The sequence below is a fragment of the Acinetobacter nosocomialis NIPH 2119 genome (genome assembly GCF_000368085.1).
GTDB classification, from domain to species: domain Bacteria; phylum Pseudomonadota; class Gammaproteobacteria; order Pseudomonadales; family Moraxellaceae; genus Acinetobacter; species Acinetobacter nosocomialis.
Map to the genome: position 1 here is coordinate 930,338 of NZ_KB849239.1, position 10,634 is coordinate 940,971.

The 10,634-nt window shown below is 36.4% G+C and carries 11 protein-coding genes and 1 pseudogene; 10 read left to right on the plus strand and 2 right to left on the minus strand.

The genetic code is table 11. The features are described 5' to 3' along the window. The first annotated feature begins 58 nt into the window (after positions 1–58). The 3 genes from F984_RS08445 to F984_RS08455 are packed head-to-tail and all read left to right on the plus strand — an operon-like array spanning position 59 to position 2,334. Positions 59–466, plus strand: coding sequence for a nuclear transport factor 2 family protein (locus F984_RS08445; protein WP_004708511.1), 408 nt, complete (start codon positions 59–61; stop codon positions 464–466). Between the two features lie 37 nt (positions 467–503). Beyond that, positions 504–1,220, plus strand: a complete 717-nt coding sequence (locus F984_RS08450) for an SGNH/GDSL hydrolase family protein (RefSeq protein ID WP_004708513.1) — start codon at positions 504–506, stop codon at positions 1,218–1,220. A 19-nt stretch (positions 1,221–1,239) separates the two neighbouring features. Continuing rightward, the gene (locus tag F984_RS08455) at positions 1,240–2,334 is read left to right on the plus strand and encodes a YheT family hydrolase (RefSeq protein ID WP_004708515.1); all 1,095 of its coding nucleotides are present in this window, start codon (positions 1,240–1,242) and stop codon (positions 2,332–2,334) included. Positions 2,335–2,525: 191 nt separating this feature from the next. Here F984_RS08455 and F984_RS08460 read toward each other — a convergent pair whose 3' ends face one another. Further along, on the minus strand, positions 2,526–3,014 hold the full coding sequence (locus F984_RS08460; RefSeq protein WP_004708516.1) for a hypothetical protein: 489 nt from the start codon (positions 3,012–3,014) through the stop codon (positions 2,526–2,528). 223 nt (positions 3,015–3,237) lie between these two features. Here F984_RS08460 and F984_RS08465 point away from each other — a divergent pair, with 223 nt between their 5' ends. The 3 genes from F984_RS08465 to eno are packed head-to-tail and all read left to right on the plus strand — an operon-like array spanning position 3,238 to position 7,098. Continuing rightward, positions 3,238–4,875, plus strand: coding sequence for a CTP synthase (locus F984_RS08465; RefSeq protein ID WP_002050609.1), 1,638 nt, complete (start codon positions 3,238–3,240; stop codon positions 4,873–4,875). A gap of 30 nt (positions 4,876–4,905) precedes the next feature. After that, entirely contained in the window at positions 4,906–5,763 is an 858-nt protein-coding gene (kdsA, locus tag F984_RS08470; RefSeq protein WP_000080538.1) for a 3-deoxy-8-phosphooctulonate synthase, read from the plus strand. A 45-nt stretch (positions 5,764–5,808) separates the two neighbouring features. Next, complete coding sequence (gene eno / locus F984_RS08475) at positions 5,809–7,098, plus strand: phosphopyruvate hydratase (protein ID WP_004708520.1); 1,290 nt, start codon at positions 5,809–5,811, stop codon at positions 7,096–7,098. 95 nt (positions 7,099–7,193) lie between these two features. On the opposite strand, the gene F984_RS08480 is transcribed toward eno, so the two are convergent. Continuing rightward, complete coding sequence (locus F984_RS08480; RefSeq protein ID WP_004708522.1) at positions 7,194–7,871, minus strand: DUF421 domain-containing protein; 678 nt, start codon at positions 7,869–7,871, stop codon at positions 7,194–7,196. Between the two features lie 286 nt (positions 7,872–8,157). Between F984_RS08480 and F984_RS08485 the strand changes: the two genes are divergently transcribed. From F984_RS08485 to F984_RS23010, 4 genes and pseudogenes are all read left to right on the plus strand, one after another. Then, on the plus strand, positions 8,158–8,886 hold the full coding sequence (locus tag F984_RS08485) for a sulfite exporter TauE/SafE family protein (protein ID WP_004708523.1): 729 nt from the start codon (positions 8,158–8,160) through the stop codon (positions 8,884–8,886). 232 nt (positions 8,887–9,118) lie between these two features. Beyond that, on the plus strand, positions 9,119–9,508 hold the full coding sequence (gene ftsB / locus F984_RS08490; protein WP_004701341.1) for a cell division protein FtsB: 390 nt from the start codon (positions 9,119–9,121) through the stop codon (positions 9,506–9,508). After that, entirely contained in the window at positions 9,474–10,190 is a 717-nt protein-coding gene (gene ispD / locus F984_RS08495; RefSeq protein ID WP_004708526.1) for a 2-C-methyl-D-erythritol 4-phosphate cytidylyltransferase, read from the plus strand. The genes ftsB and ispD overlap by 35 nt, the downstream gene beginning before the upstream one ends. A gap of 349 nt (positions 10,191–10,539) precedes the next feature. Then, positions 10,540–10,634, plus strand: a pseudogene (locus F984_RS23010) (hypothetical protein); the annotation flags it as partial.

Consider the following 10,634-nt stretch of genomic DNA (forward strand, 5'->3'; position numbering starts at 1 on the left):
CACTGTCTTGGGTAAGAGAGTGCTCATGACTAAAAACTATTCGAAGGAAAAATAAAAAATGACACTCGAAACAACTAAACAGTCATTAGAAAAATGGCATCACATGGTTAAATCAAATGACTTATCGAACTTAAATGATTTGCTGGCAGATGAAGTCGTTTTCCGTTCACCAGTCGCTTATAAACCTTATGAGGGAAGACAAGTTGTTTTCTTTATTCTTACTAATGTGATTCAAGTATTCCAAAATTTTACCTATCACAGAGAGTTTTACACAGAAGATGGTGAAAATGTAGTACTGGAGTTTAGTGCGAATGTAGGTGATAAATCATTAAAAGGGATTGACATGATTCGTTTTAATGAACAGGGTAAAATTATTGATTTTGAAGTAATGATTCGTCCAATGAGTGGTTTAGCTGCATTAGCTGAGCAAATGGGTATAAGAATAGCTCAATTTAAACCTCAATAATTTTGTTAAATAGCCTAAGAGTATTGAGATATATAAAATGTGGTTAAAACTTTCAACATTGCTTTTATTGCCCATATTATTTGTACAAGGTAGTAAAGTTCGAAAGAACACGCCACGTTTAGCAGAAGCCAAAGGTGAACGAGAAGGTTGTATTGGTCAAGGCAAGCCTTTATCCATGCTTATTTTGGGAGATTCTGCTGCAGCAGGTGTTGGTGTAGAAAATCAGAAAGATGCCTTGTCTGGTGCTATTATTCAAGAACTGCAAAATGAATTTGCCCTGCAATGGAAACTTCATGCTAAAACTGGTGATACAACTCGACAAGTTTTTAATGCTTTACAGCATTTAGACGAGCAGAAGTATGATGTGATTGTGACATCTATTGGTGTAAACGATGTTACGAAACTTACTTCTGCTAAATCATGGATTAAACAACAGAAGCAATTATTTGAGCACATACAGAAACGTTTTCAGCCAAAGTTGATTATCGTTTCCGGTGTGCCTCCAATGCAACATTTCCCTGCTTTACCCAATCCACTAGCTTGGTTATTTGGGCAATATGCAGAGCAAATGAATCAAAAATTACAACAATGGTTAGCACCGCAGAGCCAGTTTAAGTTTCTTCAATACGATATTGAAACTTTTCAAGCCATGAATTTGACAATGGCAAGTGATGGTTTTCATCCAAGTAAAGAAGTTTACGCAATTTGGGGAAGGCAGGTTGCTGCTTTAGTGCGGCAATCATTTAACTCATAGTCAGAGGTAGTCATTGGACATGGGCATATCTGTTTTTAGTAAAATTAAAGATTTCGGTTCAGAGCTGTTTGATTTAGTGTTAGGTGCTGAGCATCCAAAAGTTTATTATGATCCTCAAGGGCAAATAAAAGATGTGTTGGAGAAGCTTCCTCAACTCAAACAGAAATATCGACCTACGCCTTGGTTAACCAACAGTCATGTCCATTTACTCTATTTTGATCTTATTAGAAAACAATCAATAAAATTAGAGTATGACCGCATTGATCAACTAACCATGAGTGATGGTGGGATTACTGCTATAGCTTGGTATGGATATGACTTACCGGCAGATACTCCAACAATTGTAATTATGCATACTATTACAGGTACGCCTGAAAGTATGCGTGAGTTAGTACGTGATTTGAATCAATATACAGGCTGGCGCATTGCACTATGCCTGCGCCGTGGGCACGCAGGTTTGCCAATGCCTGTGCCGCAAATTTCTCTTTTTGGATCTACCAGTGATTTAAAAGAACAGCTTAACTATATTCAAAGTTTATTTCCGACATCAGATTTATATGCAGTAGGTTCTTCAGCAGGTACTGGCTTGCTTGTTCGTTATTTAGGTGAACAAGGCGAAGATACACCTTTTAAAGCTGCTTTTGCGATGTGCCCGGGTTATAACACGGAAATTGGTTTTAAAAATGTTCATCCTTTTTACAGTAAAATGATGACGAAAAAACTCTTCAAGTATTTTATTTATCCGTATCAAAATACGTGGAGCAAAATAGCATCTTTAGAAAAAGTCTTATCGACGACCAATTTAGAAGAATTTGAAAAAGAATACTTTGAAATGGCAGGTTTTCAAGATTACGAGACTTACTGTAAATCTATTAACCCGATTTATGTGTTTGAAAATATCAAAATTCCATTAATGATTCTTAATGCAGAAGATGACCCTGTTTGCTCTATTAAAAATTTAGAACCTTATAAAGAGCCAATTCAGCAAATGAGTACTGTTGCTGTAGTCACAACTAAAAAGGGAAGTCATTGTGCATTTTATGAAGGATGGCGCAGTACGTCATGGGCAGCACGTCTTATGTCTGATTATTTTCTAATTGAACGTAATAAATAGATAATTATTGAATATATATAAGTGAAGCTCAAATTTTGGGCTTTATTTTTATATCTTAAAATAAGAGCGGTATTGCTTCATTTTTCCAAGTGTTTAAATTGAAATTTAAATGAATTTAATCTGTTTTTATTATGAATTTTGTATAAATGCCCAAATCAAAAAATTAATTTGGGCATTTATAAAACAGAAGCTTAGTTTTTAAGTGCTGGTGTTGCAGCAGCAATTGCAGCAGCAACTGCGTCATCTTCTGTCTTCGCAGGCTCAGTTGCCTTAGCTGGTTTAGACTGAGCCTTTTCAGGTTTAGGTTCTGCTTTAAGCTCAGGTTTTTTTTCAGGTTTAGGTTCTACCTTTGGTGTCTCAGATTTAGGTTGTTCAGCAACTTGTGTCTGTGAAGATTCAGCAGAATGCGCAGGACGGGTTTCTCGGCGAATTTCAGTTGTAGTATTAGTTGTTTCTTCACGTTCAACTTCAACTTGTGGTTGCGCTGGAACTTGAGCTTCTTGATGAGTATCTACACTCTCTAAAGATTCAAATTTTGCAGGCTTCTCTGGTTGAGGTTCTGAAACAGCAGTTTCAACCTTGTCTTGCTCTTCTTCTTTCGGTGTCTCTTTTTTAACGCATGCGGTTAACAATAGTCCAGCCGCAATTGCAGCACAGATTAAAAGTTTTTTATTTGCCATTGCCCTAAACAACATTTAATTGAGGAATTGGCATTATAACAGTAAATAGCAATGAAAAAATCATGTCAGATTGAGCTAATTTTTTATTAAAAATGCTGATAGAATAACCAGTTGTTTATTGTTCTTTGAATTGATGCGGTTTGACTTTGCTTTATAGGGGCAGAGTACAGTAAAATTGCCAAACATTGTAGGCCGATTTCGGCTTGATTGTACGAGAAACTTAATGACCCATTTTATTTTTGTCACTGGTGGTGTGGTTTCATCGCTAGGTAAAGGTATTTCTGCTGCTTCTGTTGCTGCACTTTTGGAAGCTCGTGGCTTAAAAGTCACAATGGTTAAAATGGATCCTTATATTAATGTCGATCCAGGGACAATGAGCCCATTCCAGCATGGTGAAGTTTTTGTTACCGAAGATGGTGCAGAAACCGATCTGGATCTGGGTTATTACGAACGTTTCTTACGTCGCGCGAAAATGACCAAACTAAATAACTTCACTAGTGGTCGTGTATATCAAGACGTTTTAAATAAAGAACGTCGTGGTGATTACTTAGGTGGTACAGTTCAGGTTATTCCTCATATTACCGATAATATTAAAGAACGTGTTCTTCGCGCAGGTGAGGGCTACGATGTTGCTATCGTAGAGATTGGTGGAACCGTAGGTGATATCGAATCTTTACCGTTCATGGAATCGGTTCGTCAGTTAATGGTTGAGCTTGGTCATAAACGTACCATGCTTATGCATTTAACTTTATTGCCATATATTAAGTCGGCAGCAGAGTTAAAAACTAAACCAACTCAGCATTCTGTAAAAGAGTTACTTTCAATCGGTATTCAGCCAGACATTCTTATCTGCCGTACTGAATATGATGTGGATGTTGATACTAAACGCAAAATTGCATTATTCACTAACGTGGAAGCACGTGCTGTAGTGGTATGTAAAGATGCAAAAACGATTTATCAAATTCCACGTACCTTCTATGAACAAAACGTTGATGATCTAATTTGTGAGCGTTTTGGATTTAATGATCTTCCAGAAGCAAATCTAGAAGATTGGGACAATGTAGTCGAAGCATTACTGAACCCTGAATACACTTTACGTGTAGCTATGGTTGGTAAATATGTTGAGTTACCAGATGCTTATAAATCTGTAAACGAAGCATTGTTACATGCGGGTATTAAAAATCGTGTAAAAGTACAAATTGATTATGTCAACGCTGAAGAGCTTGAAAGCCAAGACGTATCTATTTTAAGTACAGCTGACGCAATTTTAGTACCAGGTGGTTTTGGTGAACGTGGTACTGAAGGCAAAATGAAAGCTATTCAATACGCACGTGAAAATCGTATTCCTTTCTTGGGAATCTGTTTAGGTATGCAATTGGCAGTTATTGAATATGCTCGCCATGTTGCAGGTATGCCAGAAGCATCTTCTACAGAATTTAACCGTTCTACAAAATATCCACTCATTGGTTTAATTACTGAATGGTTAGATGAGCGTGGTGAATTACAACAGCGTAGCCTTGAGTCTGACTTAGGCGGAACAATGCGTTTAGGTGCACAAAAATCAGAATTGGTTGAAGGCACAAAAACACGTGAAGTCTACGGAAAAGCTGAAATTACTGAGCGTCATCGTCACCGTTATGAAATGAATAATCGTTTCATTGAGGCGATTGAAAAAGCGGGCATGAAGATTTCTGGTTATTCTTCAGCACAACATTTGGTTGAAACTGTAGAAATTCCTGACCATCCTTGGTTTATTGCTGTACAATTCCACCCGGAATTTACAAGTTCACCACGTGATGGACATCCATTATTTGCTAGTTTTATTGACGCTGCAAAAACACAGCATCAAAAAAGTAAGTAATGCGATTTTAAATAAACTGGGAAAGTTTAAATGTCACAATTAAAACCACAAGAAGTTGTACGTTTAGGCGATATACAAATGGCAAATCATTTGCCATTTGTATTATTTGGCGGAATGAACGTACTTGAGTCAAAAGATTTAGCTTTTGAAATTGCTGAAACTTATATTGATATTTGTAAACGCCTAGATATTCCTTATGTATTTAAGGCGAGCTTTGATAAAGCAAACCGTTCTAGTTTGCATTCATTCCGTGGTCCTGGACTTGAAAAGGGTATTGAATGGTTAGGTGACATTAAAAAGCATTTTAATGTTCCAATTATTACCGACGTTCACGAACCATATCAGGCAGCACCAGTTGCCGAAGTCGCTGATATTATCCAGCTTCCAGCTTTCTTAAGTCGTCAAACTGATCTTGTTGAAGCAATGGCTAAAACTCAAGCTATTATCAACATTAAAAAAGCACAGTTTTTAGCTCCTCATGAAATGCGTCATATTTTGCATAAATGTTTGGAAGCTGGAAATGACAAACTTATTCTTTGTGAGCGTGGCTCAGCATTTGGCTATAACAATTTAGTTGTAGATATGCTTGGCTTTGACATCATGAAAGAAATGAATGTACCAGTATTCTTTGACGTGACTCATGCTTTACAAACTCCAGGTGGTCGTTCTGACTCAGCTGGCGGTCGCCGTGCTCAAATTACAACTTTGGCGCGTGCAGGTATGGCAACAGGTTTAGCGGGATTATTCCTAGAGTCTCATCCAGATCCAGACAAAGCAAAATGTGATGGACCATCTGCATTGCGCCTGTCGCAGCTTGAGCCATTCTTGGCACAACTAAAAGAATTGGATACTTTAGTTAAAGGATTCAAAAAGTTAGATACTCATTGATGCAGGAACTTGCATCGCGTTATTCATTCAACTGAGGAATTGTTCATGAGCCAAATCGTTGACATTCGTGCACGTGAAATTTTGGACTCTCGTGGTAACCCAACCATCGAAGCAGACGTCATCTTAGAATCTGGGGTGGTTGGTCGTGCATGTGCACCATCTGGTGCTTCAACTGGTTCTCGTGAAGCTTTAGAACTTCGTGACGGTGACAAATCACGTTACTTGGGTAAAGGCGTTCGTACTGCTGTTCAGAATGTAAATAGCTCAATTCATGAATTGCTTGTTGGTCAGAGTGTTTTTGATCAAAAAGCACTTGATGAAAAAATGATTGCATTTGACGGTACTGAAAACAAATCTAAATTAGGTGCGAATGCAACTTTGGCAGTATCTTTGGCAGCAGCTCACGCAGCAGCAGCTGAACAAAAACTTCCATTGTTCCAATATATTGCTAACTTACGTGGTCAAACTACTTTGACTATGCCTGTACCAATGATGAACATTTTGAACGGTGGTGCTCACGCAGACAACACTGTTGATATTCAAGAGTTCATGATTGAGCCAGTTGGTTTTACTTCATTTGCTGAAGCATTACGTGCTGGTGCAGAAGTATTCCATTCTTTGAAATCAGTTCTTAAAAAACAAGGTTTGAATACAGCTGTAGGTGATGAAGGTGGTTTTGCACCTAACCTTCGTTCAAACGAAGAAGCAATTACTGTAATTCTTCAAGCAATTGAACAAACGGGTTATAAAGCTGGTTCAGATATGATGCTTGCACTTGACTGTGCATCTTCAGAATTCTACAAGAATGGTCAATATATTCTTGAAGGTGAAGGCAACAAGTCTTTTACAAGCAATCAATTTGCTGATTACTTAGCTGGTCTTGTTAAGCAATATCCAATTATCTCTATTGAAGATGGTTTAGATGAGTCTGATTGGGAAGGCTGGAGCTATTTAACTTCAATTCTTGGTGATAAAATCCAATTGGTTGGTGACGATTTATTCGTAACTAATCCTAAGATTTTACAACGTGGTATTGATGAGAAAGTAGGTAACTCAATTCTGATCAAATATAACCAGATTGGTACATTGACTGAAACTTTAGATGCAATCTACCTTGCTAAAGCAAATGGTTACACGACTGTTATTTCTCACCGTTCTGGTGAAACAGAAGATTCAACTATTGCTGATTTAGCAGTTGGTACAGCAGCAGGTCAAATCAAGACTGGTTCACTTTGCCGTTCTGACCGTGTTTCTAAATATAACCAATTACTTCGTATTGAAGAGTTGACTAAAGCGGTTTACCGCGGTAAAGCTGAGTTCAAAGGTTTAAACTAATCTTTTGAATAATACTTTGCTGATTTAAATATTGATGACAAATTAATATTTAAAATATAAGTGCTATTTCTTTTTTGGGAATAGCACTTTTTTATTTATCCTAAACGTCGAGTTTTTAAAGATTCAGCCCAACTATGATGATGACAGCGAGAACATTCTTGGTCGAGTTTGTTTAAAATTTTTGTTTCACCGCATTTCATACAAGAATAAAAAGTATTAATTTTAAGTACATCAGCTTTGCGGTAAGCATCTGGAAATAAAGGAAGTCCCCATTTAACATCTTCATCTTCATAATAAAGCAAACTCAAAATACCATCAGATTCAAGTAAGGCTGTTCGGACTTGACCTAAATGCTCTACATTTTGTTGGCGCATTTCCGAGAAAAACTCGTCATGAGAATATGTTTGTTTCTGGAAATCTTTATAAACTAAGAGACCGTCCTTAACGACACAGAGCGCTCGTCCTTCTAATAAATTTTCAATTTTTTTATTTTTTACCATACCCCAAGTAACGAGGCGGTATAAAGAAATAATAGCTACAAAAGCAACAAATGCATGAGCAATAGGTAAGTCTTTAGTAAACATAGGGTCGCCAGCAGCAGATCCTAAACATAAAATAATAGCCAGTTCGAATAAGGAAAGTTGTCGAATACCACGTTTACCAGATAGTCTTAAAAAAGTAATAATGATAATAAACATCACAGTACATCGGATTAAAATTTCTAAAACAAAGGTCCACGTTGTGTCACCTATAAAAATGTTAGAAAGATCCATCTTCTTCTCACTTATTAAAATATGTATCAAAAATACATTTAAAATTCTTATCAAAATGGAAAGCAAAAAAGTATACTTTTTAGGTAGTTATTGGTTAAAAATATAAGAAATATGTGATTTTATATAGCTTCAAATAAAAATTTAATAAGTTTTATAGGGCTAATTGGATAAGTAATTAAGTATTTTAAAATGCAAATTTTAAATACTAAAACAGAACAGAGCTATAGTACCATTTTAAAACCTAGACTATTGTAGACTCTTAAGAATAATTATTTTGGTTAGGCCTATGATCTATGTAGCACTTGCTGTTATTGGGGTTCTATCAGGACTGATTAGTGGGGTAGTAGGGACTGGGTCATCTATTATTTTGTTGCCTATACTTTCTTATATTTTTGGGGCGAAGCTTGCAGTACCTATTATGGCAATTGCCGCAATCATGGGGAATATTTCACGTGTAGTGATGTGGCGTAAAGAGCTTAATATTAAAGCATTTATGTTGTTTACGAGTCTGGGCATACCCGCAACGATACTGGGAGCCAATACTTTATGGGTTATGTCACCGATATTATCCAACTTATGTATAGGTTTCTTTTTCTTTTGCTTAATACCGATTAGGCATTATGCCAAACGCCATAATTTTAAATTTAATTCATGGCAAATGATAGTCGCAGGTGGAGTGCTTGGCTATATCACTGGTGTAGTATTCTCCACAGGTCCATTATTACTTCCGGTTTTTAATGGTTTTGGTTTAACTAAGGGAGCTCTCTTGGCAACAGAGGCGGCAGCTTCATTTGGAATTTACGTAACAAAAAGCTTAACTTTTGGTGTGCTAGGTGTTTTACAGAAAAATATTTTAATTGCGGGAGTTGCGGTTGGTTTTTCTTTAATCATTGGTAATTATATTGGTAAAACATTTGTAATAAAGATGTCTGAGGAAACTTTTAATTTATTGCTAGATTGTATGTTAGCGGTTGCTGGTTTTTCTATGATATTTGCAGTTTTTACTCATTCTTAAGAGTAACTTTTATATGCATAGATTGATTTATAAACAGTTGTGTTTATAAACATTATTTTCCTTTCCAATTGAGTTTAATTTTGACAAAATGAAACATGTAACGATGGTCAATTTAAAGTAATATGATCATTCATCGTTTTGCAGGAATTTTGCAGGAATTTTGCATGTCGCTTGTAAATTGTCATACAATACAAAAACTTAATAAAAGTTTTTAATTAAAGCTCTTAATGCTATGTTAGAAGTATTTCGATCCACTTCAAGCAAACTTATATTGCTACTGGTTATTGTTTTAGTAGCTATATTGCAATATCAGTTCTGGTTAGGTGAGGGTGGTTATTTTCCTCATCAAGCGCTTATGCAACAGATCCAACAGCAAGCCGAAGTAAATGATGAGCTTAAAGAGCGAAACCGCATTTTGGCAGCTGAGGTTTTTGACCTAAAAAACGGTACAGAAGCAATAGAAGAGCATGCTCGTCTTGATCTTGGTTTAGTTAAGCCTCATGAAACATTTGTTCAAATGAGTACAATTAGTACCAATTATAAGCCTATTTATATTGACCCGAACGCTAAAGTAGATTTGGAAACTAATGAGACACCTCCATCGCCAGACATCCCAGACTAAATTATGGGCAGTTATCCCTGCTGCTGGTTCGGGAAGTCGGTTCTCCAAAACTGAATTAAAGCAATATCAATACATTCAAGACGCTACTGTTTTAGAACATACGGTTAAACGTTTAAGTCAACTTCCATTAAGTGGCTATGTTTTAGCAATTGGTGCACAGGATAATTTTGCCTCGACTTTAGCTTTTCAGGATAAATATAAGGCTCATTTTTGTAATGGTGGTGCTGAACGTGTGCACTCAGTATTAAACGCTCTAAATTATCTATTGCAGATAGCGGATGAGAATGACTGGGTATTAGTACATGATGCTGCACGACCTTGTGTGACTTTTGAATGTCTTAGTGCTCTTGTTAAAACCGCAGTTGAAACAAACCAGAGTGCTATTTTGGCAATTCCTGTACGCGATACGCTAAAACAAGTAACTAAACAATACCAAATTAATAAAACTGTGAGTCGGGAACTTTTGTGGCAGGCACAAACTCCCCAAATTGCTAAAATTGGCACGCTTAAAAAAGCAATAGAAACAGCATTAAAAAATAATTTGACCATTACCGATGAGGCGAGTGCACTTGAATCTGTGGGCGAAAGTGTACAAGTGGTCATGGGGCGCTCTGATAATATAAAAATTACTTATCCTGATGATTTGGAACTTGCTCGTTTAATTTTACAATCACAGTCTTAAGGTTTTATATACAGTGCTGATGGTTATTTTATTTATGAAATAGCCTAAGCAAATATGTTGTTTTATACATATCTATCCAAAATTATTGGTATTTCTTTACAACTTGAGTTTATAAGATAGATTAAGTAATTTACTGAGATAATGTTCGATAGTCGAACAAAAAAATCCTAAATCGAACAAAACTATATATAGCTTACTAGATCAAAATACGAAAATTATCAAAAATGATTAAAAGGGAAATCTAAGGGAAACACTCGGGATTGAGTGAAATATTTATCTATTCTTCTCGCCTCAGTGTGCCTAACTCTCTTACCTATCTCTTCTTCAATGAGCACAATGGAGTTGTCTAATGATTGACAAAAGTAAGTCCTCACTAAGCGAGGTTTTATCGCAGATTAAAGATGGTGCAACCATTCTGATTGGTGGTTTTGGTACCGCAGGACA